23 protein-coding genes are annotated in these 24,361 nt (G+C 63.5%); 18 read left to right on the top strand and 5 right to left on the bottom strand.

What is annotated here, in order from left to right; translation table 11 throughout:
- Positions 1-31: 31 nt before the first annotated feature.
- From murD to dnaE, 13 genes are all read left to right on the top strand, one after another.
- On the top strand, positions 32-1,537 hold the full coding sequence (murD, locus tag DAD186_RS07900; RefSeq protein ID WP_065248199.1) for a UDP-N-acetylmuramoyl-L-alanine--D-glutamate ligase: 1,506 nt from the start codon (positions 32-34) through the stop codon (positions 1,535-1,537).
- Positions 1,534-2,817, top strand: coding sequence for an FtsW/RodA/SpoVE family cell cycle protein (locus DAD186_RS07895; protein WP_065248198.1), 1,284 nt, complete (start codon positions 1,534-1,536; stop codon positions 2,815-2,817). The genes murD and DAD186_RS07895 overlap by 4 nt, the downstream gene beginning before the upstream one ends.
- Positions 2,814-3,962 carry an undecaprenyldiphospho-muramoylpentapeptide beta-N-acetylglucosaminyltransferase gene (gene murG, locus DAD186_RS07890; RefSeq protein WP_065248197.1) on the top strand — a complete coding sequence of 383 codons (1,149 nt, stop codon included), beginning with the start codon at positions 2,814-2,816 and terminating at the stop codon, positions 3,960-3,962. The genes DAD186_RS07895 and murG overlap by 4 nt, the downstream gene beginning before the upstream one ends.
- On the top strand, positions 3,962-5,440 hold the full coding sequence (gene murC, locus DAD186_RS07885; protein WP_082991142.1) for a UDP-N-acetylmuramate--L-alanine ligase: 1,479 nt from the start codon (positions 3,962-3,964) through the stop codon (positions 5,438-5,440). Before murG ends, murC begins: the two co-directional genes overlap by 1 nt.
- Positions 5,437-6,549, top strand: coding sequence for a cell division protein FtsQ/DivIB (locus DAD186_RS07880; RefSeq protein ID WP_082991141.1), 1,113 nt, complete (start codon positions 5,437-5,439; stop codon positions 6,547-6,549). The genes murC and DAD186_RS07880 overlap by 4 nt, the downstream gene beginning before the upstream one ends.
- A gap of 247 nt (positions 6,550-6,796) precedes the next feature.
- On the top strand, positions 6,797-8,050 hold the full coding sequence (gene ftsZ / locus DAD186_RS07875) for a cell division protein FtsZ (protein ID WP_157457118.1): 1,254 nt from the start codon (positions 6,797-6,799) through the stop codon (positions 8,048-8,050).
- A gap of 3 nt (positions 8,051-8,053) precedes the next feature.
- A complete protein-coding gene (gene pgeF, locus DAD186_RS07870; RefSeq protein ID WP_082991140.1) occupies positions 8,054-8,854 on the top strand; it encodes a peptidoglycan editing factor PgeF in 801 nt (266 codons plus the stop codon).
- 72 nt (positions 8,855-8,926) lie between these two features.
- The gene (locus DAD186_RS07865) at positions 8,927-9,412 is read left to right on the top strand and encodes a cell division protein SepF (protein WP_065248194.1); all 486 of its coding nucleotides are present in this window, start codon (positions 8,927-8,929) and stop codon (positions 9,410-9,412) included.
- 2 nt (positions 9,413-9,414) lie between these two features.
- Positions 9,415-9,705 (top strand): YggT family protein, encoded by a 291-nt coding sequence (locus tag DAD186_RS07860; protein ID WP_065248193.1) that lies wholly within the window; start codon positions 9,415-9,417, stop codon positions 9,703-9,705.
- Positions 9,706-9,840: 135 nt separating this feature from the next.
- Positions 9,841-10,518 (top strand): DivIVA domain-containing protein, encoded by a 678-nt coding sequence (locus DAD186_RS07855; protein ID WP_065248192.1) that lies wholly within the window; start codon positions 9,841-9,843, stop codon positions 10,516-10,518.
- A complete protein-coding gene (gene lspA / locus DAD186_RS07850) occupies positions 10,515-11,072 on the top strand; it encodes a signal peptidase II (protein ID WP_236886232.1) in 558 nt (185 codons plus the stop codon). Before DAD186_RS07855 ends, lspA begins: the two co-directional genes overlap by 4 nt.
- Positions 11,069-11,995, top strand: a complete 927-nt coding sequence (locus DAD186_RS07845; protein WP_065248191.1) for an RluA family pseudouridine synthase — start codon at positions 11,069-11,071, stop codon at positions 11,993-11,995. The genes lspA and DAD186_RS07845 overlap by 4 nt, the downstream gene beginning before the upstream one ends.
- Before the next feature lie 77 nt (positions 11,996-12,072).
- On the top strand, positions 12,073-15,624 hold the full coding sequence (dnaE, locus tag DAD186_RS07840; RefSeq protein WP_065248190.1) for a DNA polymerase III subunit alpha: 3,552 nt from the start codon (positions 12,073-12,075) through the stop codon (positions 15,622-15,624).
- Positions 15,625-15,695: 71 nt separating this feature from the next.
- Here the strand turns inward: dnaE and DAD186_RS07835 are convergent, their stop codons facing one another.
- Complete coding sequence (locus DAD186_RS07835) at positions 15,696-16,085, bottom strand: DUF3054 domain-containing protein (protein ID WP_065248189.1); 390 nt, start codon at positions 16,083-16,085, stop codon at positions 15,696-15,698.
- Between the two features lie 94 nt (positions 16,086-16,179).
- On the opposite strand from DAD186_RS07835, the gene DAD186_RS07830 reads away from it, so the two are divergent.
- From DAD186_RS07830 to DAD186_RS07815, 5 genes are read left to right on the top strand one after another with little or no spacing between them, the layout of a single operon-like run.
- On the top strand, positions 16,180-16,938 hold the full coding sequence (locus DAD186_RS07830) for a hypothetical protein (RefSeq protein WP_065248188.1): 759 nt from the start codon (positions 16,180-16,182) through the stop codon (positions 16,936-16,938).
- Positions 16,935-17,093, top strand: a complete 159-nt coding sequence (locus DAD186_RS10985; RefSeq protein WP_164497589.1) for a hypothetical protein — start codon at positions 16,935-16,937, stop codon at positions 17,091-17,093. The genes DAD186_RS07830 and DAD186_RS10985 overlap by 4 nt, the downstream gene beginning before the upstream one ends.
- Before the next feature lie 9 nt (positions 17,094-17,102).
- The gene (locus tag DAD186_RS07825) at positions 17,103-17,867 is read left to right on the top strand and encodes a HisA/HisF-related TIM barrel protein (protein WP_065248187.1); all 765 of its coding nucleotides are present in this window, start codon (positions 17,103-17,105) and stop codon (positions 17,865-17,867) included.
- Positions 17,864-18,673: an SseB family protein gene (locus DAD186_RS07820; protein WP_065248186.1), complete on the top strand. Its 810-nt coding sequence runs from the start codon at positions 17,864-17,866 to the stop codon at positions 18,671-18,673. The genes DAD186_RS07825 and DAD186_RS07820 overlap by 4 nt, the downstream gene beginning before the upstream one ends.
- A 9-nt stretch (positions 18,674-18,682) precedes the next feature.
- Entirely contained in the window at positions 18,683-20,056 is a 1,374-nt protein-coding gene (locus tag DAD186_RS07815) for an MFS transporter (RefSeq protein WP_065248185.1), read from the top strand.
- Between the two features lie 41 nt (positions 20,057-20,097).
- Here DAD186_RS07815 and DAD186_RS07810 read toward each other — a convergent pair whose 3' ends face one another.
- From DAD186_RS07810 to DAD186_RS07795, 4 genes are read right to left on the bottom strand one after another with little or no spacing between them, the layout of a single operon-like run.
- Positions 20,098-20,850 (bottom strand): iron ABC transporter ATP-binding protein, encoded by a 753-nt coding sequence (locus DAD186_RS07810; RefSeq protein WP_065248184.1) that lies wholly within the window; start codon positions 20,848-20,850, stop codon positions 20,098-20,100.
- A complete protein-coding gene (locus DAD186_RS07805; RefSeq protein ID WP_082991139.1) occupies positions 20,847-22,028 on the bottom strand; it encodes an iron chelate uptake ABC transporter family permease subunit in 1,182 nt (393 codons plus the stop codon). The genes DAD186_RS07810 and DAD186_RS07805 overlap by 4 nt, the downstream gene beginning before the upstream one ends.
- On the bottom strand, positions 22,018-23,037 hold the full coding sequence (locus DAD186_RS07800; protein WP_065248183.1) for an ABC transporter permease: 1,020 nt from the start codon (positions 23,035-23,037) through the stop codon (positions 22,018-22,020). Before DAD186_RS07800 ends, DAD186_RS07805 begins: the two co-directional genes overlap by 11 nt.
- A gap of 15 nt (positions 23,038-23,052) precedes the next feature.
- Positions 23,053-24,054 (bottom strand): siderophore ABC transporter substrate-binding protein, encoded by a 1,002-nt coding sequence (locus tag DAD186_RS07795; protein ID WP_065248182.1) that lies wholly within the window; start codon positions 24,052-24,054, stop codon positions 23,053-23,055.
- Positions 24,055-24,361: the final 307 nt, after the last annotated feature.

Below are 24,361 nucleotides of genomic sequence, written 5' to 3'. Positions count from 1 at the left end.
CCGTTTTCGACCTATTGCCAGGTGTCATCGCGTGACTTCTTCTGAAACTTCTGTGCGACTTCCCGAGCGTCCCTTCCCGGGCCTTGACGTTTCGGGCGCCCGCATCCTCGTGACGGGATTCGGGGTTTCGGGGTACGCGATTGTGGACCAAACACTTCAGCGCGGCGCGCATGTGACCGCGGTGGACGCTTCGCGTTCAGAATCAAACCTTGAGCGCGCCAAGGTTCTCGAGACTCTCGGTGCGCGGATCCTGCTCGGCGAAGAGCACACGCGCGCGCTGCCTGAAAATTCCGACGGCTCCCCGTTCGACGTCGTTGTCACGTCTCCCGGGTGGCGGCCTGACCACCCCCTCCTCGTCGCTGCGAAGGACGCGGGGATCGAAATCTGGTCGGAGATCGAGCTCGCGCGCCGCATGCAAAAGGCTGATGGCCCTGAGTGGCTCGCTGTCACGGGCACGAACGGGAAAACGACCGTCGTGACGATGCTCGAGTCGATTTTGCTGAACGCCGGTGTGCGTTCGGTGGCTGCGGGCAACGTGGGGCTTCCCCTGATCGAAGCGGCGCTCGATCCGGAGGGCTTTGAGGCCATTGCTCTCGAGCTCTCGAGTTTCCAGTTGCACTGGACGGAGAATCTCGGTGCGCACTCGAGCGCGATCATCAACATCGGCGCCGATCACCTCGACTGGCACGGTGGAATGGACGCCTACGCCGAGGCAAAGGCAAAGGTGTATGCGGGAACGCAGCACGCGTGCCTGTACAACAAGGCTGATCAGCGCACGCGTCACGCCCTCGAAGAAGCCGATGTGGTTGAGGGCTGCCGCGCGATCGGTGTGAGCCTCTCCGCTCCCGGCCCGAGTGAGTTCGGCATCGTGGAGGATCTCCTCGTCGACCGCGCTTTTTGCGAGAATCGGCACTCGCAGGCAGCAGAGATCGCGAACCTCGACACGCTGGCTCACCTTGGACCGCACGGCGCCCCGCCCCACGTTGTTCTCAATGCGCTTTTTGCCGCTGCACTCGCGCGCTCGTTCGGGGTGCAGCCGATTCACGTGCGCGAAGGGCTCGCCGCCTACCGTGCGGGGGAGCACCGCAGCGAAATCGTTCATGTCAAAGACGGCGTGGCTTTTGTTGATGACTCGAAGGCCACGAATCCCGATTCGGCTGCCGCAGCGCTCGGCGCCGCACCCTCCGTGGTGTGGATCGCCGGGGGAGACGCCAAAGGCGCGGATCTTCACGGCCTCATCGCCGCGCAGGCAGCGCGCCTCAAAGCCGTCGTGCTCATCGGGCTCGACCCCACACCGTTCACGACAGCGCTCGACGACCACGCGCCGAACGTCCCCCGTGTGTGGATCGACCCCGCAGATTGCGAAGACACACGTATCCTCATGCACAAGGCTGTGGAAGCGGCGGCTTCGTACGCGAGCGACAGCGACATCGTGCTGCTCGCCCCGGCCGCCGCGAGCATCGACCAATTCGCCAATTACGCCGAACGCGGCAACCTTTTCGCCGAAGCGGCGCGGGACCTTGGGAGCGGCGCGTGAACGAGCGCGCGAGGCAGCGCCCGAGCGAGGAGCGCCCGCTCGGTGACGTCGGCGGGGAAGTGAAATCAACACTCGGCCGCTGGCTTCAATCCCCTGCTCTTGATTTCTACGCGATTGCCGCGATCGGCGGGATCCTCATCACGATCGGTCTCGTCATGGTGCTCTCAAGCTCATCGGTGACCAACATCGCGAAGGGACATTCGCCCTATGCGTCGTTCATAACCCAGGGTGTTTTCGCGGTCATCGGCCTCGTTCTACTCATCGCTGCAGCCCTCACCCCGGTGAGGTGGTACAAGAACATTGCCGTAGCCTCAGCGCTCTTACTTCTCGGGCTTCTCCTTCAGAGTCTCGTGTTTACCCCTCTCGGGCTCGGTAAGGGTGGTAACCGGAACTGGATTCAGGTCGGTCCCATCCGCGGCCAGCCATCGGAATTTCTCAAACTCGCGCTCGCGGTGTGGCTGGGTGCTTTTCTGTCGAAAAATCGTCACCGTCTACGTGAGTTTCCAGTTCTCTGCACCGCTTTTGTTGGTACGGGAGCGGCGCTCGGCCTGATCATCTTGGGGCGTGACCTCGGCACGATGATGATGGTCGGCATTCTTGCCGCGGGAGCATTTTGGGTTGCCGGCTTGCCAAAGCGCTGGTTTCTCGCAGCCGGTGGCGGGGCCGCTATCGTCGTGCTCGGCCTCGTGCTCGCGAGCCCGAATCGCATGGCGCGCGCCCTCAACTGGTTGCACGGTGAGTGCGCCGGAGACTCGTGTTACCAGGCCGACAATGGCCTCATGGCCCTTGCCACCGGCGGCTGGTGGGGCGTGGGCATCGGGCAATCTCGCCAGAAATGGGGCCGTGTCCCCGAGGCCGACAACGACTTTATTTTCTCGATCATCGGCGAGGAACTCGGCCTATTTGGCACCCTCCTGATCGTTTTCCTCTTTACACTGCTCGCCATCTTTCTCTATCGCATGATGTTCCGTATTCGCGACCCGTTCGTGCAGATCACGATCGCGGGCATCACGTCATGGATTCTCGCCCAGGCATTCGTGAACATGGCGGTTGTGACGGGACTCCTGCCCGTTCTGGGCGTGCCGCTGCCGTTCGTTTCGGCAGGAGGCTCAGCCCTCATTGCCTCGATGCTTGCCCTAGGCGTGCTGCTCGCCTTCGCAAAGTCGGAACCCGGTGCGAAGGAGGCACTACGGGCCCACGCTCGCTACTCGAAGAAATCGGCAACGGTTGTCGCGAAGCCGGCGTCGGCACAACTGACCAGGAAGGGACCGCGCTCATGACCTCCACTGCCAGCACCCACGCGCGCACCAACGCGACCGTTCTCGTGGCGGGAGCCGGAAGCGCTGGCCACGTGTCTCCCATGCTCGCGGTCGCGCGTGCCCTCACCGAGCGTTACGAAGGCGTGAGAGTCGTGGCTCTCGGCACGAAAGTGGGCCTCGAGGCAGATCTCGTGCCCGCCGCCGGCTTTGAGCTGCTCACGATCGACAAGGTGCCTTTTCCTCGCCGACCTAACGCTGCCGCGCTGCGCTTCCCTCGCGAGTTCGGGCGCGGTCTTGGCGATGTTCGCCGGTTTATTCGCCACGAAGACGTTGATGCTGTCGCTGGATTCGGGGGCTACGTGTGCCCGCCCGCCTACATTGCGGGCAAGCACGCGAGAATTCCCCTGTTCATTCACGAGGCGAACAAGCGGCCCGGTATGGCCAATAGGCTCGGCGCAAGGCTTGGCGCGCAAGTCATGACCGCGTTCGATATGAGTGAGACGTCGGGACCGCTCTCGAAGTCCGAATGGGTGGGAATGCCCATGAGGCCGGAAATTGCCCACCTCGATCGCGAAGCGCGCCGTGCGGCGGCACGCGAGTCATTCGGTCTTGACCCCGATATGCCGACCCTCCTCGTGACGGGAGGCTCGCTCGGAGCGCAGCGCCTCAACGAAATACTCACCTCCGCGATTGTGCCGCTCGAGGGCCTTGGGGTGCAGATCCTCCACGTGACGGGTAAGGGCAAGAAGATTCCCGTGAGCGGGAAGCACTACGTGCAGGTCGAGTACGTGAACGGGATGGAGGATGCCTACGCCGCGGCGGACTTCGCGGTGACGCGCTCGGGAGCCGGAACGGTGTGCGAGGTCGCAGCCGTGGGGCTGCCCGCGCTCTTTGTTCCCCTCCCCATCGGCAATGGTGAGCAGGCGCTCAACGGCGCCGATATGGTCGAGGCAGGCGGTGCGCGCATGATTAAGGACGCCCTTCTCACTCCCGAACTTCTCATCGAAACCGTTGCCGAGTGCATGCTCGACACCGAGGTGCGCACTCGCATGGAACATGCGGCGCTCGCACTCGGTAAGCGCGATGCCGCCGAGAGGGTCGCCGACCGCATTGCGGCGTCGATTCCGACCCTTGCAACGCAGCGCCCCAAGGGAGGTGCCCGGTGATGCCCACCACTGATCTTCTCGACGATCTTCGGCCATTTTCCCCGGGGGAGATACGCACGATGCTGAGGCCGGGTGCGGTCGTCACCGACGCTGCCTGGCCGAAGACTCACGTGCGCAAAATCCACGTCATCCGCATTGGCGGCGCGGGTATGAGCGCTGTTGCGCGCCTCGCGCTCGAGGCGGGATTTGACGTCACGGGATCAGAGTCGCAAGAGGGGCGCTTCCTCCCGCCCCTTCGTGACCTCGGTGCGCGTATCACCGTTGGCTTCGACGCCGCCAATATCGAGGATGGCACCGACCTCGTGATCGTCTCGACGGCCGTGCGCGCCGATAATCCCGAGGTACGCCGTGCACATGAGCTGGACATTCCGGTGATTCACCGAGCGGCGGGCCTCGCCGGCCTCCTGAAAAATCGGGCACTCGTTGCCGTTGCCGGAACGCACGGAAAGACCACGACGAGTGCGATGGCCACACTCGCCTTGCGAGCGGCAGGCGCTGAGCCGGCTTGGGCCGTTGGCGCTGCCGTCCCCCAGCTGGGGGCGAACGCGGGCCAGGGAGGGGGCACGTACGCGGTCGTAGAAGCGGATGAGTCCGACGGTTCCTTTGTGGCCTTCGCCCCCTCGGTTCTCGTGCTCACCAACTTCGAGGCCGACCATCTCGACTTCCACGGCACCGAAGAGAATCTTCGCGCGGTGCTTTCCGCATTCGCGGCGCGGCTTGCGGAGACGAACGGCACCCTTGTTGCGTGCGCCGACGACCCCGGTTCACTCGCGTTCGCGCGCGACGCCCGGGCAGCGGGGCACCGCGTGGTGCTGTACGGCGAACATCCCGAAGCGACGTGGCGGATCACCGCTGATCGCTCGAGCGCCGCCGGTGCACACGTGGACATCGAGGCCCCAGGCGGGGAACGCCTCAACCTCTCGCTGCGCGTTCCAGGCCGCCACAATGTGCTGAACGCGCTCGGTGTGCTCGCCGCCCTCGATATCCTCGGCATCTCGCGTGAGGGAGTACTGACGGGGCTCGCGGAATTTGCGGGCGCGGATCGCCGCTTCCAGGTGGCGGGCGAAGTTCGCGGGACGGCCGTGATCGACGACTACGCCCATCATCCCCGCGAGGTCGCGGCGGCTCTGGCAGCTGGACGTGAACGCGCGGAGGAGGGGAAACTCGTCGCCGTCTTCCAACCGCATCTCTTCTCCCGTACGAAGGCGTTCACGCGAGAGTTCGCCGAGGCGCTCAGCTCCGCCGACGAGACGATCCTCCTTCCGATCTACCCTGCGCGCGAGGATTTCGACCCGAGCATTCGTAGCGAGGACGTCGCCACCCTCATCGATGGCTCTCGAGTTCTCGATGCGGCTGACCTCCCGGACTACCTTGCTTCCCATGCGCGCGATGCCCGCGTCATTCTCATGATGGGGGCAGGCGATATCGTGGATGTGAGCCCGCGCGTGCTCGAGGCCCTTGAAGCGAGCGGCGCATGAGCACCCCGAAGCGCCCGCAACGGCCCGTGCGCCCAAGGCGCTCCGAAGCCAGGGCGGCGGTGAACGTCGACGAGAGCCGTAAGAGCAAGACCACAAAAGCGGATCAGCCAAAGCGCGGTGAAAGGAAGAAGCCGCAACGTGTAGTCGGCAACCGTCGGAACACGAAGCCTCTCCCACCCGGCGGCGCTTCCCCCGCCAAGCCCCAGGAGACGGAAACCTCACCGGAGCCCACCAAGCGTGCACCGGACACGAAGCGCACGAAGCAGGGAAAGACGGCGAAGCCCGCAAAGGCACCGACGAAGACGAAGGTAGCCCGGTCACGAACGTCCGCGACTTCCGTCGCGACAGAGCGAACGGCATCGCCGGGAAAGAGCCCCGTTGTCCACGCGGGAAAAAGGTTCGCGAGCAGGGTGCGGAAAAAGCCCTGGCAGAAAAACCGACGCTTGCTGCCCCTCATCCTCGGTTCCTTCGTGTTGCTGTTGTCGCTTGCGGTGCTCGCCCTCGCTTTCCTTCCGCAACTCAAGGTCTCTGACGTGCGTGTCGCGGGGGCAACATACGTTGATGTGAGCGCACTCGAGCAGGTGGCGAGTGCGCGCGAAGGGCAGCCGCTCGCCTTCACCGACCTCAATGCTCTCGAGGAGGACCTGTCCGCCGTGCAGGGGGTGAAGGCCGCGAAGGCTACTCGTCACTGGCCGAATACCGTCCGCGTGGTCATCACTGAGCGCACCGCGATCGCCCAGCTCGAATCGGGTGGTAGCACCTCGCTTGTCGATAGCAGTGGAGCGAAACTCCCCGCGAATGCCGCGAACCCCGCGAGTCTTCCCCGGCTGGTCGTTGACCCCGCGACACCGAATGTTGAGGCGACGGAATCGGCGCTGCTCGACATCACGCGCGTACTCCCGCCGAATCTACGCGCGGCACTCACGAAGGCGACCGCGAATTCTCCCTCCAGCGTCACGCTCGAGGTCGCAACGCAGGCCGGTCCTCGCACGGTCGTGTGGGGCGGGCCCGAGGATTCCGAACTGAAAGCCCGAGTCCTCGAAGCACTCCTCAACCAGCCCGGCGCGGTGATCGACGTGTCCTCGCCCGAGGCACCGACGATTCGCTAGAGCCACCGAAAGCGCGTCGTGACGCGCGTCGTTCCCACGTTCCGTGGAGGCTGTGACGAGAAAATGACATTCGTGTAAGACACGCGCTCGACAATGTTGCCCTAGACGCCTGTGAGGCAATAGCGTCGAGTACGAGATAAATGCGCTTACTCCCCATGTCTCTTCTGTCCTATCCGCGCCGGTCGCGGGAGGCGCACTAGGCAGTGTGATGGGGTGGAGCTGGAGCAACGAAAGCAAGGACATCCACGTGGACGGATCGCAGAACTACCTCGCAGTCATTAAGGTCGTCGGTGTCGGCGGCGGCGGCGTCAACGCCGTGAACCGGATGATCGAATCCGGGCTCAAGGGCGTCGAGTTCATTGCCATTAACACCGATGCCCAGGCACTGCTCATGTCTGATGCCGATGTGAAACTCGATGTCGGCAAGGAGCTGACTCGCGGTCTCGGCGCGGGCGCCGACCCGGAAGTTGGCCGCAAGGCCGCTGAGGATCACACCGACGAGATTTCCGAAGCCCTCGAAGGCGCGGACATGGTGTTCGTGACCGCGGGCGAAGGCGGCGGCACCGGCACGGGCGGCGCACCTGTTGTGGCAAAGATTGCTCGCTCGCTCGGGGCGCTGACCATCGGCGTCGTGACCCGTCCGTTCACGTTCGAGGGGCGCCGTCGCTCGACCCAGGCTGATTCCGGCATCGATGCTCTCCAGGCCGAGGTCGATACGCTCATCACGATTCCGAACGACAAGCTGCTCCAGCTTGCCGACGTCAAGGTCTCCATGATCGATGCGTTCAAGCTTGCCGATCAGGTGCTCCTCCAGGGCGTTCAGGGCATCACCGACCTCATCACGACCCCGGGTCTCATCAACCTCGACTTCGCGGATGTCAAGAGCGTCATGAAGGATGCCGGTACAGCCCTCATGGGCATCGGTACCGCAAGCGGCGACGACCGCGCCCTCCAGGCTGCTGAGCTCGCGGTTTCGAGCCCGCTTCTCGAGGCGTCAATCGATGGTGCCTACGGTGTACTCCTTTCGGTGCAGGGCGGTAGCGACCTCGGCCTCGTCGAAGTTTCGGATGCCGCACGCCTGATCCAGGAAGCCGCGCACCCGAGCGCGAACATCATCTTTGGTACCGCGATTGACGACGCCCTTGGTGACGAGGTGCGCGTGACCGTCATTGCCGCGGGCTTCGATCCCAAGCCAGAGCGTGGCGAGGAAGGCGCGCAGCAGAAGCAGCAGGCCCAGGCGCAGCCCTCGAGCACGCTGCCCGCGCAGCGTGAGCAGCAGCACTCGAGCCGCGAATGGGTTTCGGCACCCGCGCAGGGCCAGGGATACATCCCGGCCCGCTCGCCTCAGGCACAGCCCGAGCAGCCCTCGGTCTCGCAGCCAGACCCGGCCGAGGCGGAGGGCGCCGTCCAGGTCGAGCGTCCTCAGGTGCCTGACGTGCCCACCATCAAGCAAGAGGCGAATCCGGACGACGACCTCGATATCCCGCAGTTCCTTCGCTGAACCATGAGCAGCGAACTTTCGGCGCGGGCCCTCGATTTTTCGGGGGCCCGCGCCCTTTTTACGGGGGTCGCCGAGGGGAACCTGGCGCTTCACGTGGGAGATGACCCTCGCGAGGTCAAGAAGCGTCGTGAAGCTCTCGAGCGGAAGCTCGGCGCCCCTCTCGTCTTTGTCGAGCAGGTACATTCTGCGGATGTCGCCATCGTGCGTACTGAGGCCGATGTGAGGGAGATGCGGGAGCGGGCGCGCGTGGCGGATGCGCTTGTAACGCCGATGGCCGACGTCGCCCTTGCGATCATGGTGGCCGACTGCGTCCCGGTGGTGCTCGCCGAGGAATCGAGCGGGGTGATGGGGGCGGCTCATGCGGGCCGGCGCGGGCTTCTTGGTGGTGTTCTCGGCGCCACCGTTGAGGCGATGGCGAGCCTCGGTGCCTCGCCGAAAAATATTCACGCGATCATCGGGCCTTCGGTGTGCGGTCGGTGCTATGAAGTGCCCGAGCAGATGTTTGACGAATCGGTCGCGAAACACGAGGCGCTGGCCTCGCGGACGTCGTGGGGCACCCCCGCACTTGATCTTCCCGCTGGTGCCGTAGCCGAGCTTCGAGCCGCAGGACTCGCACATGAATCTATCGAGGTAATCGAGCGCTGCACCCTCGAAAGCGAGGAGCTTTTCTCGTATCGTCGCGATTCCCACACGGGGCGATTTGCCGGAGTGATCTGGCGGCATAGCCCTGAGGCAGAAGAATGGTGCGTAGCGCACCCCGCGACACGCGCGGAAATTCCGTCGCGCCCAGGGTCGCTGCGGTAGTTTCGTAAAAGACCCCGCACTCCCGTGCTTCCCCAGGGGCAAACAACCGGCTTCTTTATAGGGAGAATTTCGATGGGCGCTTTGCGCAACTGGATGGCGAAGGCTGGATTCGCCGAAGAACAATACGATACTCATTACGAAGACCCTCAGAGCTTCGCGGCCGAGGATGCGCAGGTTGCGCGTGTCCCGGAGCGCACCGTGGAGCCCAAGGCTCAGGAGGCCACCGTGACCCCGCTTCGCCCGCATCAGAATGGCGTATCGCTCGCGCCGGCCGCTCCGGAGAGCATGCAGCGCATCACGACTATCCACCCGCGCTCGTACAACGACGCCAAGAGCATTGGCGAGTCGTTCCGCGATGGCGTTCCCGTCATCCTCAATCTTTCTGACATGAGCGAAGCCGATGCCAAGCGCATGGTGGATTTCTCGGCTGGCCTCGTGTTTGGTCTTCGCGGCACGATCGAGCGCGTGACCACCAAGGTGTTCCTCCTGTCGCCTGAGTTCATCGAGGTTGAGGGCGAGTCCCGCACTGACGAGGGCACCTTCTACAACCAGAGCTGAGCATGGCGATTCTCGCCTCGCTCGTTTACCTCGCGGCGTACCTTTTCTCGATCCTGCTGCTCGTGCGGATTGGTATCGAGATGATCCAGTCCTATGCGCGTTCCTTTTCGCCGCGCGGCCTTGTGCTGATCGCCTGTGAAGCGATCTACACACTGACCGACCCGCCGGTGAAGGCGCTGCGATCCGTGATTCCGCCGCTCAAGCTCGGTACGGTCGCCCTTGATGTGAGCGTTCTCATCATCTTCTTTGCCTGCTCGCTCATCTCGATGCTCGCCTCGCCCTACATGTTGTGAGTGATCGCCAAAGGCGCGGCCGGAAGATCGCACCCTTGACGGGTTTTCGGGGCGGTGGGTGCATTCAGGCTGCGCCCGTGGTCTCAGGTAAAGTTAAATAGTCATCATCTGTTCAAACAACAAGAGGTGGAACCCATGGCTCTTATGCCAAAGGATCTCGAAGATAAGCGCTTCACTCCCGTGCGCTTCACCGAGGGTTACGACATGGACGAGGTCGACAAGTACCTTGACGACGACGTCATTCCCCGCCTTCGCGAACTCATTGAGGAAAACGACCGCCTGAAGCGCGAGCTCGAGGAAGCTCAGAGCCGCGTTGCCGAGCTCGAGGCTCGCGTTGGTCAAGGTGGCGAGGGCGATGCTGCTCCGGCAGTCGTCGAAACCGAAGCTCCCGCTGCGCAGGCCGAGACTCCCGAGGTTGAGCCGGAGACCGAGACTGCTGTTGCTGCCGTCGCACCGGCTGCGCCTGCAGCCGCCGGTGCCTCGCGCGTTGGCGAAACCAATTCTGCCTCCGAGCTCATCTCGCTCGCCCAGCGTCTCCACGATGAGCACGTGGCGAACGGCCAGGCCGAGCGCGACCGCCTCATCAGCGAGGGCAACGCCGAGCACGAGCGCATCGTCAACGAAGCAAACGAGACGTCGCGCACCACGCTTGAGCGTCTTGAAAGCACGAAGAGTGAACTCGAGAAGGAAATCGAATCGCTGCGCACCTTCGAGCGTGACTACCGCACTCGCCTGCGCAACTACCTCGAGAACCAACTTCGCGATCTTGACACTGGCGAAAGCCAGGAGAAGGCCGCTAACTACGGCCTGTGAGCGATCGCCACACCATGAACGGAAGCGCCGGGTCCGCACGTGCGGCCGGCGCTTCCGCCCGTTCCACCCTGGTCGTGGCGTTTGCGATCGCCGCGATCGTCTTTGTGCTCGACCAGCTGTCGAAGCTGTGGGCCGAAAACACCCTCGAGCACAACGTCGCGCAGCCCCTCGTCGGGGACATCCTCAAGCTTCGCCTCATCTATAACTCGGGCGCTGCTTTTGGGTTTGGCGGTTCGATCACTCCGATCATCACCGGCGTTCAGATCGGGATCGCGCTCGCCGTTGTCGTCGTTCTCGTCCGTTCCGTGCGATCGCGCGCGTGGATGGTTTCGCTCGCACTACTTCTTGGTGGGGCACTCGGCAACATCGTCGATCGTCTTTTTCGGGCCCCGGGGCCTCTGACGGGCCACGTTGTGGATTTCCTTGAACTTCCGCACTGGCCAATCTTTAACGTCGCCGACATCGCGGTGACGACCGGCGCCGTGTTGCTTGTTGTGCTCACACTCTTCAACGTTCCGCTGGATCCGCGTGAAAAGAGCGAGGTGCGAGCGTGAGTAATGAGCGGCTCTTCTTCGTACCCGAAGGGCTTGAGGGCGAGAGGGTCGATGTTGCCCTCTCGCGCCTTCTGGGGCTTTCACGAACGAAGGCCGCGGAGCTCGTGCAAGCGGGAAGCGCCCTCGTAGACGGCAAGGTTCCCGCTCGATCCGAACGCGTGAGCGAAGGGCAACAGCTTGCCGTCACGCTTCCCGAAGTGCGCGATATTGCCGACGTGGCCCCCGAGAAAGTCGACGGCATGGACATCGTGTTCGAGGATGCCGACATCGTTGTGGTCAACAAGCCCGTGGGCGTGGCGGCGCACCCGAGCGTCGGGTGGGAAGGCCCAACCGTTCTTGGCGGTCTTCTTGGCGCGGGCGTGGCTATCACGACCAGCGGCGCGCAGGAGCGTCGCGGTATCGTCTCCCGCCTCGATGTGGGCACGAGCGGCCTCATGGTCGTGGCGAAGAGCGAAGTTGCCTACTCGGTTCTGAAGAACGCCTTTCGCAATCGCCTCGTGGACAAGCGCTATCACGCTCTTGCCCAGGGACATTTTCAAAACATGAAGGGCACGATTGAGGCCCCGATCGGCCGCAGCCAAAAACACGACTATAAGTTTGCGGTGATGGCAAGCGGTAAACCCTCGATCACGCACTATGACGTGATCGAGATGTTTCCTGGTGCCTCGTTGCTCGACATCAAACTCGAGACTGGCCGCACCCACCAGATTCGCGTGCATATGAGCACCGCCGGGCATCCGCTCGTGGGAGACCCGCAGTATGGTTCCGATCCGAAACTCGCCGAGAAACTTGGCCTCGTGAGGCAGTGGCTGCACGCACGTGCCCTTGCGTTTGAGCATCCCACGCGGCATACGCGAGTGGAATTTGAGGCGCCGTATCCCGAGGACCTCGAGCACGCGCTCAACGTGCTGCGCGCCGGTTAGTTGCGTCTTCGCCGCTCGTCTCTCTCGACTCGTTTCTGAAGCCCTCCGTTCGGGCATTGCCCACTAAAATCGTGGGCATGGCTTCCGAGGATTTCGTTCACCTTCACGTCCACACCGATTATTCGATGCTCGATGGGGCCTCGAAGATCAGCAAGCTCGTGAATGCCGCTGCAGAGGCCGGGCAGAAGGCCGTTGCCATCACCGATCACGGTTACGTGTTCGGAGCCTACGAGTTTTACAAGAACGCCGTCGCCGCAGGGGTCAAGCCCATCATCGGCGTTGAGGCGTATGTGACTCCGGGGACGAGCCGCCATGATCGCTCGCGCGTCCAGTGGGGTACGAAAGCGCAGCAGGATGCCGGCGACGACGTTTCGGCGCGCGGTGCCTACACGCACCTCACCCTTTTGAGTCGCACCACGGCGGGCATGCACAACCTTTTTCGCCTCGCGAGCTACGCCTCGCTCGATGGCCAGATGGGCAAGTGGCCTCGCATGGACCGCGAGATCCTCTCGAAATACTCCGATGGCCTTATTGCCTCGACGGGTTGCCCCTCGGGCGAGATTCAAACCCGCATTCGCCTTGGGCAGTGGGACGAAGCCGTTAAGGCTGCCGGCGAATACCAGGACATGTTCGGCAAGGAGAACTACTTTGTCGAGCTCATGGACCATGGCCTCGAGCTCGAGCGGCGCGTCACGAAGGACCTGATCGAACTGTCGAAGACGATCGACGCCCCTCTTCTGGCGACGAACGACCTTCACTACGTCTACGAGGACGATGCGAAGATCCAGGACGCGCTTTTGTGTATCAACTCGGGTTCGACGTTCGACACCCCGGGGCGTTTTAAGTTCGATGGTTCGGGCTACTACCTCAAGAGCGCACGTGAGATGCGCGAGCTTTTCCGGGAGCTTCCCGAGGCGTGTGACAACACTCTGCGGGTCGCCGAAATGTGCGACGTCGAATTCACGACGACCGCGGAGGGCGCGAACTACATGCCGCGCTTCCCGGTACCCGCGGGCGAAGATGAGCATTCGTGGTTCATCAAGGAGGTCCAGAGGGGCCTTCACGAGCGCTACCCGAGCGGGATTCCCAACGAGGTCCAGGAGCGGGCTGATTACGAGGTCGGTATCATCACGCGCATGGGCTTCCCGGGCTACTTCCTGGTCGTTTCTGACTTCATTCGCTGGGCGAAAGAGCACGGGATCCGCGTGGGGCCGGGGCGTGGCTCGGGTGCAGGTTCGATGGTCGCGTACGCGATGCGCATTACCGATCTCGATCCTCTTCCGCACGGTCTTCTGTTCGAGCGATTCCTCAACCCGGATCGCGTGTCCATGCCCGACTTCGACGTGGACTTCGACGATCGCCGGCGTGGCGAAGTACTCGAGTACGTGACCGAGCGTTATGGCGACGACAAGGTCGCGCAGGTCATCACGTACGGCGTGATGAAGACCAAGAACTCGATTAAGGATTCAGCACGCGTTCTCGGTGAGCCGTACGCGCTTGGTGATCAGATGACGAAGGCGCTCCCGCCCGCGGTGATGGGCAAGGACATTACGCTCAAGGGCATCTTCGACGAGAACGATAAGCGTTACGCGGAAGCGGAGGATTTCCGCCGCCAGTATCGGGAGAATCCCTCGTGGCAGCGAGTGATGGATATTGCGCAGGGCGTTGAAGGCCTCACGCGTGGCTGGGGCGTGCACGCATGCGCCGTCATCATGTCGAGCGAGACCCTCACGGACATCATCCCGATGATGCGCCGCCCTTCCGACGGGCAAATCATCACCCAGTTCGACTACCCGACGTGCGAGACGCTCGGTCTGCTCAAAATGGACTTCCTGGGGCTTCGCAACCTCACGGTGATTTCCGATGCGATCGAGAACATTGAAACGAACGGCAAGGACGTTCCCGACCTCGAGCACCTCGGTTTCGATGATCCGGCAACATTCGATCTGCTTCAGCGCGGCGATACTCTCGGTGTGTTTCAGCTCGATGGTGCCGGCATGCGCTCCCTTCTTCGCCAGATGAAACCCGATAAGTTCGGCGACATTAGCGCCGTGTCGGCCCTGTACCGCCCGGGCCCGATGGGCATGAACTCGCATACGAACTACGCGCTGAGGAAGAACGGGCTCCAGGAGATCACCCCGATCCATCCTGAACTCGAGGAACCGCTTCACGACATTCTTTCCGAGACCTACGGCGTGATCGTGTATCAGGAGCAGGTCATGCAGACCGCGCAGAAGGTCGCGGGCTTCACGCTTGGCCAGGCGGATATTTTGCGCCGTGCGATGGGCAAAAAGAAAAAGGCCGAGCTCGATAAGCAGTATGTGGGCTTTCGCCAGGGCATGCTCGATCACGGTTACAGTGACGCGGCCGTTCAGGCACTGTGGGACGTGCTCCTGCCGTTCGCCGACTACGCGTTTAACAAGTCCCACTCGGCGGCGTATGGCGTCGTGTCGTATTGGACGGCGTACCTCAAGGCGAACTACCCGACTGAGTACATGGCTGCGCTGCTCACTTCGACGCAAAACAATCGCGACCGCCTTGGCCTGTACCTCGGGGACTGCCGCCACCGCCACATCACGGTGCTTCCGCCGGACGTGAACTCCTCCCTCATGAACTTTGCGGCCGTGGGGGAAGACATCCGTTTTGGCCTTTCGGCGATCCAGAACGTTGGTGCGCATGTCGTCGAGGAAATCATCAAGACCCGCGAGGAGAAGGGCGAGTTCACCTCCTTCACGGACTTCCTCGACAAGGTCCCCCTTTCGGTGTGCAATAAGCGCACGATCGATTCGCTCATCAAGGGCGGCGCTTTCGACTCGCTCGGCCACAACCGACGCTCGCTCGTGCTCGTGCACGAGGATGCGGTCGATGGAATCGTGGACGTGAAGCGCAAGGAGGCCCAAGGGCAAGACGATCTCTTCGGTGGTGGCATGTTCGGAGACGATTACGCCTCCGGTAGCGCCGCCACGATTCAGGTGCCCGAGCTTCCCGAGTGGGACCGCAAGCAAAAACTCGCTTTTGAGCGCGAGATGCTCGGGCTTTACGTGAGCGACCACCCGCTCCAGGGGCTCGAGCACGTGATTGCGCAAGCGAGCTCGCATTCGATCACGGCGCTTGCGGAAACCGAGGACACCGATGCGCTTGGCATGGTGACAATCGCGGGGCTCATCACGAGTATTCAGCGCAAAATTACGAAGAAGGGCGACACGTGGGCGATCGTCACGGTTGAGGATCTCGAGGGCGCGATCGATTGCCTCATGTTCCCGCAGTCGTATCAGCAGGTTGCGACCGAACTTGCGGGAGACCTTGTGGTCTCGATGCGGGGCCGCGTGGACAACTCGAAGGGCTCGCCCGAGATGCGCGTGCAAGAGATGCGCGTGCTCGATACCTCGGGCGCAATGGCCGATGGCCCCCTCATGATCACGGTGCCCGACTCGCGCATGACGGGGGAAGTCGCACAGCAGCTCCGGGGCATCCTCGAAGATCATCCTGGCGGGAGCGAGGTGCGTGTGCGCCTCACGGAGCCGGGTCGCGCGACCCTCATGCGGGTGGATCGGCGCCTGTCGGTTGCGCCTTCACCGGCACTTTTCGCGTCCCTCAAGACTCTGCTCGGGGCGCAGTGCCTGCACTAGGGGTGTGAGCGGGGTTGCACGAGGGCAATGCGCGGGAGCGTGCACCGGGGGAGGGAGCGGGCCGCGCGGCCCTAGTGAGAATCGTCGGTTCCGACGCTTGCCCGCTTCCGTCGCGCCACAATCCCGGCTATGGCGCGCCAGCCCAAAAGGAAGAGGGCGTTGACGGCGAAGGCCACGAGGACGAAGGGGAGCGCTGTTCCATCGCCTACGAGGGTGCGGATGAGCATCGCGGCGACGACCGTGATCGCGACGATGAACACGCCGTGAGGCCACAGCCTCCACGGCTCGACGCGCCACGCACGCAGCACGAGGTGGGCGAGCACGAGCCCCACGAGGAACGGCCACGCGACACGCGCGAGGTTCGAAACTGTGAGCGCACCGTTGTGGCTCACTGTTCCGAGCACGGAAAAGAGGAGGACGAGGAGGGCGTCGGCCCCGAGGGCCCTGTAGTAGTTTCTCACCCCGCCACCCTAGCCCCTTTGCGGGGCGTAAAATTACGTGAGGGTCCGTGAGAGTGACGGACCCGTGCACCGACGTCGACGAAAGGCCCGCACGATGACCGCGACCCCCAACCGTGGCGACAACGGCGAAAACGACCCGGATAAGGCAAAGATCGATGCCGAGTTCGAGGAGATGATGAAGGGGATCAACCTCGACGATTCGGTTCTGGATTCGGGGGAGGAGCCACCCACGGGCTACACCGTGCCCGGCAGCTTGCGTACACCTACGGGCCCCAACGCACCCGGGAGTGCGGGCTCGCTTACGGGACCGACTCCCGGGCACCCCGGCCATGCCGACGAGACGTTCGACGTTCCCGACGATCTTTCCGGACTGAACGACACCGCACCCGCTGACGACCCTACGTCACCCACACCGATCGCGATCGTCGCGACGCCGCTCGCCTCCGCGAAGGCCCTCGCGGGCGTCGTGCGCCTCGCCCTCGCCGCCGAGGATGACCGCACGCCATTTCCCGAGGGCGCCGTGACCGCCAATGCGGAATCCGGTGCGATTCTCACGGGGAATGTGAGCGAAGAAGAGGCACACACGCTCGCGAGGCTCGCGTCCCTCGGGCTTCAGCGCCAGGGAGTCGTCATGTTCTGGCGCCGCGGAGACCGGATGATCGCGTGCCGATACCGCTATGGGCGAAACGAGGGCGAGACGTCCCCGGCACTCGTGCTCGGCGCGCTCGCGGGCGAGGTCGAGGATCTCCTTCTTGGCCTCAATACCCTTGAGGACATCGATGAAACCTACGACCCCTCGAGCATCAGCCGACTTGAAGCCATGAAGTGGATCGCGGGCGGTCGACACAAGTGATCCTTGCCTTCATCATGCTCGCTGCCGGCGGCATCCTTCTTGGCGGCGCTTATTCGTTCGCGAAGCAAAAGAAACCGATCCTCGCGATCATTGCGCTCGCGGTCACGGGGCTGGCATGCGTGCTCGTGGCCTACTGGCGTATCCGGATGGGCTAGGCCAAAAACATGCCCCGGTTTGACCTTTTTCCCGCGGTCGATATCGCGGGAGGTACCCTCGCGCGCGCACCGCGCGGCGGCGCGAGCACGGACCCGCTCGACATCGTGCGGACCTTCGCGCGCGACGGTGCTTCATGGCTCCACCTCGCCGACCTCGATCGAGCCTTTGGACGCGGCACGAACGATGCACAACTCGCCGCAATTGTGCGCGAGGCCCACGCCCTCGGGGTGCGCACCCAGTACTCGGGCGGTATCGATTCCGGGGAAGCCCTTGCCGCCGCCCTCGCGAGCGATTGTGCTCGCGTGAATATTTCCGCCGCAGCGCTCGCTGAACGCGACTTTGTGCGCGAAGCGATCCGCACGCACGGCGATCGGATCGCCGTGTGCGTTGACGTTCGTGGAGCATCGATTCATCCGCGCGGGCGCAAGGAGCCGATTGGGGACCTTGACTCCACCCTCACGTTTCTCCGTGGCGCGGGCTGTGCACGTCTCATCGTGACCGAGATCGAGCGTGACGGTGCGCTTTCGGGACCTCCTCTCGCACTCCTCGAGCGCGTGTCACACGAGAGCTGCGGCGACATCATCGCGTCGGGAGGGGCGGCAAGTCTCGGCGACATCGAGGCCCTCGTTCGTCTCTCCACCTTCACGCGCGTGAGGGGCGCGATCGTGGGCCGCGCCCTCCTCGAAGGCCGCTTCACACTCTCCGAGGCGCTCGAGCGAGTGCGAAATGTGGAGGCAAGGCACGCGAGGCAACCGTCGGAAAGGACACCATGAGCCTGCGCAAACAGGACCCGAAAGTCGCCCGCACCCTGCCCGCGCACTTCACGGCAAAAGATCAGCTCGCTGACACCGCGGGAACGCCGTGGCACGGGCGCGATCTTACGCCCTCACACTTCCCGGACGATGTGGGTGAGCGAGGTGAAAACGTCGCTGGAGCGCTCGAGGCTTTCGACGCGGGGGCAGATCCTACGCGAGAAAGACTCGTGGCGGCGCTTGCGGGCACACGCGTTCTCATCCCCATACAGGCGATTGCGACCGACAGCGCCGAGACCCAAAGCGGGCTGCACGCCGATAACGCGTCCGACATGGCCATGGTCAAACTTCAGCTGCGAGATGGGCAGGTCGCTCTCCCCGTTTTCACGAACGTCGCGGCGCTCTCCACGTGGAGCCCCGAAGCGCGTCCGGTTCCCATGGTGCTCGAGCAAGCCGCGCAGTCGGCCGTCGCCGAGGGGTGCACGTGTCTCGCGGTTGATCTCGGCCGCGAAGGGACCCCGCTCGTGCTACGACGCTCGGCGCTGTGGGCCCTCGCGCAGGGACGGCCCTGGCGGGCACCGCACAACGACGACCTTGTGCGAAGTGAAATCGCGGCGCTCGTCCACGCGGTCGACGGCCTCGAGGGCGCCGAACCACTTCCGGGCGAGGAGCGTGAGCTCGAATTGAGGCTCGCCCTGACCCCCGGGCTCGATCGACAAGCGCTCGATGCCCTCATGAGTCGAGTGCAGACTTTTCTCGCCCACTCCCGGGTCATCGCGGAGCGCGTGAGCTCGCTGAAGATCACCGTGACCCCCACTCAGAGGTAGGATTTTTAGGTGGCTCTTTCCGTATACCGCGACGTGCTCCAGCTCCCCAAGGCGCCGTCCATTTACCTTCTCGGATTCCTTGCGCGCTTCCCGTTCTCGGCAACGGGGCTCGTACTGACCCTCCATACGGTGATGAGCCTCGGCCAGAACTACATGATGGCCGGCTTCGTCGTCACCTCCTCGACTCTCGGTGCAGCGATCTCCGCCCCGTGGCGTGGGCGACTCATGGATACGAAGGGCCTCAAGAGAACACTGATCCCGCCGATCATCGTGAACCTCGTGTTCTGGGCGATCGCACCGTTTTTGCCCTTCGCCATTCTGCTCCCCGCAGTTTTTGTCGCGGGCCTCTTCTCGATCCCCGTGTTTTCGATCGTACGCACGTCACTTTCGGTCGTCACCCCCGCGACGATGCGTAAATCAGCTTTCGCGCTCGACTCCGTCATCACCGAGTTCGTGTTCATGCTTGGTCCCGCGGCCGGCACGCTACTGGTGTTCACGTGGGGGTCGCATGTCGCGATGTGGGTGATCGGCGCCGCCGTCGTGATCGCGGGTATCGGTCTGATGATTGTCGATCCGCCACTCTCGAGCGACGACATCGTGCTTCCCGCCCGCATTCCCGAACCCCTCGAGGTCGCCGAAACCGGCCTTGAACGGTCGCCTGCCGCTGTTGCCGAGCGCATTGCCTACGAAAATACCCAGACGGGCCAGATGATGGCGCTCACCGAGGCCGACCTCGGCGTAAGCGACAGTGAATCCGCGCGGGCCCTCGACGAAGCCCGCTCTCTTGCAAGGAAGCAGCTCCTCTCACTCGGGGGCATCGCCATTCTTGTCGCGACCGTGGTGGGCAGCATTATCCTCGTCGCGGGCGACCTCGGCATCGTCGCCCTCATGGAGGGCCTCGGTCACAAGGACTTCATTGGCCCCGTGATCGCGATCTGGTGCCTCGGAAGTGCGATCGGTGGCCTCGCCTATGGCGCGATGAGCCGCGACATCCACCCGCTGTGGGTGCTGTTCGGTCTTTCGATCGTGACCATGCCGATCGCCCTCGTCTCGAACCTCCCGACGGCATTCATCCTGTGCTTTATTTCGGGGCTCGGAATCGCGCCGAGCATTGCTTCGACGGGCGAAGCGATCTCGCGCCGCGTGCCCGAGATCGCGCGCGGCGAAGCCATGGGCTGGCACGGCAGTGCCATGACGATTGGCTCGAGTCTTGGGAGCCCCCTCGTGGGCATCATTATCGACGTGGGCGGCGCAGGTACGGCGTTCTTTTCCGCCGGCCTCATTGGTCTTGTCGTCGCGGTCGGTGGGCTCGTGGCGATGCGCGTGCATCGCTCGCGTGTGAGGGCGCGCGCAGCGAAAGAACTTGGGATCGAGGCAGCCTGAGCAGGCGTCGGACCGCACCCGTTCCGGGTGGAGGTTCCCGATTAGAAGTAGACCGCAAGCGGCCCGCGAGGGCCATCGACGACATCGACGTCGGTCTTGAACACGCGTGAGAGTGTCTCCCCACACACGATCTCGGTGGGGGATCCCTGAACCGTGACCTTGCCGTCGTTCATCGCGATGATGTGATCGGCGTAGTGCGCCGCGAAATTGATGTCGTGCACGACAATCACGACCGTGCGCCCGAGTTCGTCGCTCGCGCGACGAAGCTGCTTCATCATCTGCACGCTGTGTTGCATGTCGAGGTTGTTGAGCGGCTCATCGAGCAAGAGGTATTCGGTGTCCTGCGCGAGCACCATGGCCACGTAGGCGCGCTGACGCTGGCCACCCGAAAGCTCGTCGAGGAAGCGGTTCTCGAGCGGCGTGAGATTCACGAAGTCGATGGCCTCGGAGACGATGCGTTCGTCTTTTTCGGTGAGGCGCCCGCGTGAATACGGGAAGCGCCCGAAGGCCACGAGCTGACGCACCGTGAGGCGCGTGACGAAGTGGTTTTCCTGGCGGAGAATCGCGAGCATTGTCGAGACCTCGCGCGAGGGCATCGATGCCATGTCGCGCCCGTCGATCGTGATCGTGCCCGAATCTGGCTCGAGGAGCCTTCCCATCATCGTGAGGAGGGTCGACTTGCCCGCGCCGTTCGGTCCCACGAGCGCCGTGAGGCCGCTCGGAATCTCGGCGTTGACGGGGCCGATCTGGACGCCCTGGCCGTAGCGTTTCGTGAGGTTCTCGATGCGAATCACAGGCGCCCCTTTCGGAGGATGAACAGCAAGAAGGCGAGCCCGCCGATGAGCTCGATGATGACGGTGACCGCGCCCTGCGCGTTAAAGATGTGCCGGAGGATGAAGTAGGCGAGCGTCATGACGTCGTAGCCGATGAGGATCGCCGCGGGAAACAGGAGCCGGTGGTCATAGGTGTCGGTGAGCTGGTAGGTGAGGGCGGCGATGAGGAAGCCGAGGAAGGTCATAGGGCCGACGAGCGAGGTCGTCATCGCCATGAGAATCGAGACGAGCAGAAGCACGAGGATCGTTGCGCGCTTGTGGTGAACGCCGAGGTTGGTCGCTGTTTCGCGGCCGAGGGCGAGGACGTTGAGGCGTGCCGAACAGGCGTACAGCAGCGCTGCGGTGAGCGCGACGATCGGGATCACGAACGGGAGGTGGTCGAGATCGGCGTTTGAGATATTGCCGAACATGCGGGTGGTGAGGATGTCGAAGTCGCTCGGATCAAGCAGCCGCTGCATAAACGTGGAGAGCGAGCCCAGACCGCCGCCGAGGATGATTCCCACGAGGAGCATGACGTGAATGCTGCCCGTCTTGGAGTTGAGTAGCCAGCCGTATAAAAGCCCGGAGAAACCCACCATGAGGGCCGCCATAAGGAAGAACTGCCCGGTACCCGTGAGCTGTGTGATCCCCGCCGCGCCTAGGAAAAACACCGCTGATGTGTGCAAAAGGACGTACAGTGACTCGAAGCCCATGATCGAGGGCGTGATGATGCGGTTTGCGGTCGCCGTTTGGAAGGCGATGGTCGCAAATGCCTGGCAGGTGGCGACCACCGCCATGACGATGATCGCACTCGCGCGCATCGTCGCGATCCGCCAGAAACCCTCGCTGCCGAAGGGCAGCGGGTTGTTCCACGCCACGATGCCGGTGGTCGTGAGCGCCGCGATCGTGGCGAGACTCGCGAGCAGGAGTGCGTATCGGGTGCGCGAGGAACGGGTGATGAAGGGGCCGGAGTGTCGTTCGGGAGCGCACGCGCTTACGCGCGCCGGTCCGACGGTTGCCAGCAGATTGGGAATGCCCTTTTGCGCGCGCTGTTCCTGTGCTTTCTCGACGTCGCGAATGTCGGCGACGGTCGCGAGCGAGGGATCCTTGAGAGTTGCCGCGCTCGGGTGGAGGTTGGGCTCGCGAGTGCTATCGTCCACGACGGTTCCTCCTCACGATAAGGACGAGAAAGACTGCTGCGCCGATGATGCCGAGCACGATGCTCACGGGCATCTCGAACGGGGCGATGATCGTGCGTGCGATGAGGTCGCAGACCGTCACGACCCATACCCCGAGCAGCATGACCCAGGGGAGGTTCGAGCGAAGGTCGTCGCCGCGAACCATCGAGACGATATTCGGGACGATGAGGCCGAGGAAGGGCAGGCGCCCCACGATCACGGTGACGATACCGGTCGCGATCGCGACGAGGAAAACCCCGAGGAACACGACGGCACGGTAGTTGAGGCCCACGTTAGTGGCGACGTCCTTGCCGAGGCCGGCAACGGTAAAGCGATCCGCGACGACGAACGCCGCGATGAGCACGAGGAGAACGAGGAATAAGAGCTCGTAGCGGCCGCGCACGAGGCCCGTGAAGCTTCCGGTGAACCAGATGCCGAGGCTTTGGAGCGTGTCGGTTTCGAGAGCGATGAAGGTCGTAAATGAGCCCACGACGGCGCCGAGCATGATGCCGACGATCGGCACGATCAGGGAACTCTTGAGGCTTACGCGCTCGAGGAACCCAAAAAATACGAGGGTGCCGATAAGCGCGAAGATGATCGCACCGACCATGCGGGGAACGAGCCCTGCCGTAGGGAAGAGGATCATCACGGCTATGAGGCCGAGACTCGCCCACTCGGTCGTGCCCGTCGTGGAGGGCTCGACGAATTTGTTTTGCGTGAGCAGCTGCATGATGAGGCCGCACATCGCCATCGCGCTGCCCGAAAGCACGAGCGCAAGCGTTCGTGGGACGCGCGTGATGAGGAAGATGTCCCATCCACGATCGCCACCCGTGATGTCGTAGACGCCCACGAAAAGTGAGAGCACGAGAAGGGCGAGGGTCGCGAAGAGTGCGACGATCAGGGCGATGCGGTTGCGTCGAGGGCCCGCGAGCGAGGTTCCGCTCGCGGGCCTTCTCCGCTCCGCCGGTGGGGCGGCTTCTGTCACACTCATGCAGTCCTTTGTGCGTCAGCTCTTTTTCGACTCGAGAGCGTCCGCGAAGGTCTCGAGGAATTCCGTGTAGGCCTGGATGTCCTCGGTGATGTAGAAGTTCGAGGGCATGTACACGACGTGACCTTCGGTGATGGCCGTGACGTGCGCGAGGGCTTCAGCGTTCTCGATGAGTTCGGCGGCGGGCTTGTAACCTTCCTCGTCGGCGGCGATGGCCGCGTCGCGGTCCATGACGATGATCCAGTCGGGGTTCGCGGAGGCGATGGCTTCGAGCGATACATCGTCGCCTTTGTGGTCGCCGGTGCCTTCAACCTCGAGCGCGGGTGTGAGGCCCAGGACGGGGAACAGCGGCCCCACGGCTCTGCCGGTCTTCGGCGCCGCATAGTTGATCGTGCCACCCGAGGTGATCACGCCCATGACCGTGTTGTCGGTGGAATATGCCGTCTTGACGCGCTCGATGGCGGCCTCGAAAGCCTCGATGAGCTTCTGCGCTTCGGTTTCGTGTCCGAGGGTGGCGCCGAGGAGTGTGATCTGGCGCTTGAGCTCGTCGTCGAGCGGTTTCTTCTCAGTGTCGATGTCGGTGTCGACGATAGCGGCGTTCGGCACGAGAGCCTTGATGTCCTCGTAGTACTGCGCGTAGCGCTGGCCATTGAGAACGAGATCGGGGTCGGCAGCGACGAACTGTTCGAGGTCGGGTTCGCGGTGTGATCCCGAATTGAGAATGTTCTCGTCATCCTTGTAGGAAATGCCCTTCGGCATGAGCTGGCGCGGCGCGACGACCAGGTCGACGCCCCATGCCTCGAGGCTGCGGAAGATCCGGTTGTCGGTTGCACCAATGCGTTTCGGTGATACGGGAACGTCCACTTTGCCGCGAGCGTCGGTGACGGTGCGGGTGCCGCTCGCGTCGCTTGACGACCGGGCGTCCTGCTTTGTCGAGTCGCCACTGCACGAGGCGAGGGCGCCCGTGGAGCACGCGGCAAGGGTGAAGAGGCCGAGCTGTCGGCGCGTCATGGACGTCATAGAGTCTCTTTTCTGTGTCGTCCTCGGTCGCTCATCGACTGAGGTAAGGCTGACCTATCCTTACAGACATCGACTCGATTATGCAAAGGGGGAGTTTCTTAAATGGTATTGCGTGGCAATGGTGCGCGTGTGAGTGGGGCTGCGAAGGCGCTGCTGCCGTCGGACCTGTAAGGCCTGCCACATGGTGATGGCGCCCCCTTCCCGCGAGCTCATCGCCCTGCTAGAGTTGTCGCTTGGAACATTCGCGTTCCCTTACAAGTGGAGCCCACTCCCACCCGAGCGGCCGAGGCTGCCGGGTCAGTACGAG

The organism is Dermabacter vaginalis, assembly GCF_001678905.1.
Lineage (GTDB): Bacteria > Actinomycetota > Actinomycetes > Actinomycetales > Dermabacteraceae > Dermabacter > Dermabacter vaginalis.
This window is presented reverse-complemented; position numbering and strand designations above follow the sequence as displayed.

Coding starts and splice junctions, on each gene's coding strand:
- DAD186_RS07820 (WP_065248186.1), top strand. CDS start 17,864: ATGAGCCTGCGCAAACAGGACCCGAAAGTCGCCCGCACCCTGCCCGCG.
- murC (WP_082991142.1), top strand. CDS start 3,962: ATGCCCACCACTGATCTTCTCGACGATCTTCGGCCATTTTCCCCGGGG.
- DAD186_RS07830 (WP_065248188.1), top strand. CDS start 16,180: ATGACCGCGACCCCCAACCGTGGCGACAACGGCGAAAACGACCCGGAT.
- DAD186_RS07825 (WP_065248187.1), top strand. CDS start 17,103: ATGCCCCGGTTTGACCTTTTTCCCGCGGTCGATATCGCGGGAGGTACC.
- murG (WP_065248197.1), top strand. CDS start 2,814: ATGACCTCCACTGCCAGCACCCACGCGCGCACCAACGCGACCGTTCTC.
- DAD186_RS07880 (WP_082991141.1), top strand. CDS start 5,437: ATGAGCACCCCGAAGCGCCCGCAACGGCCCGTGCGCCCAAGGCGCTCC.
- DAD186_RS07855 (WP_065248192.1), top strand. CDS start 9,841: ATGGCTCTTATGCCAAAGGATCTCGAAGATAAGCGCTTCACTCCCGTG.
- DAD186_RS07795 (WP_065248182.1), bottom strand. CDS start 24,054: ATGACGTCCATGACGCGCCGACAGCTCGGCCTCTTCACCCTTGCCGCG.
- DAD186_RS07865 (WP_065248194.1), top strand. CDS start 8,927: ATGGGCGCTTTGCGCAACTGGATGGCGAAGGCTGGATTCGCCGAAGAA.
- DAD186_RS07860 (WP_065248193.1), top strand. CDS start 9,415: ATGGCGATTCTCGCCTCGCTCGTTTACCTCGCGGCGTACCTTTTCTCG.
- dnaE (WP_065248190.1), top strand. CDS start 12,073: ATGGCTTCCGAGGATTTCGTTCACCTTCACGTCCACACCGATTATTCG.
- pgeF (WP_082991140.1), top strand. CDS start 8,054: ATGAGCAGCGAACTTTCGGCGCGGGCCCTCGATTTTTCGGGGGCCCGC.
- DAD186_RS07800 (WP_065248183.1), bottom strand. CDS start 23,037: ATGAGTGTGACAGAAGCCGCCCCACCGGCGGAGCGGAGAAGGCCCGCG.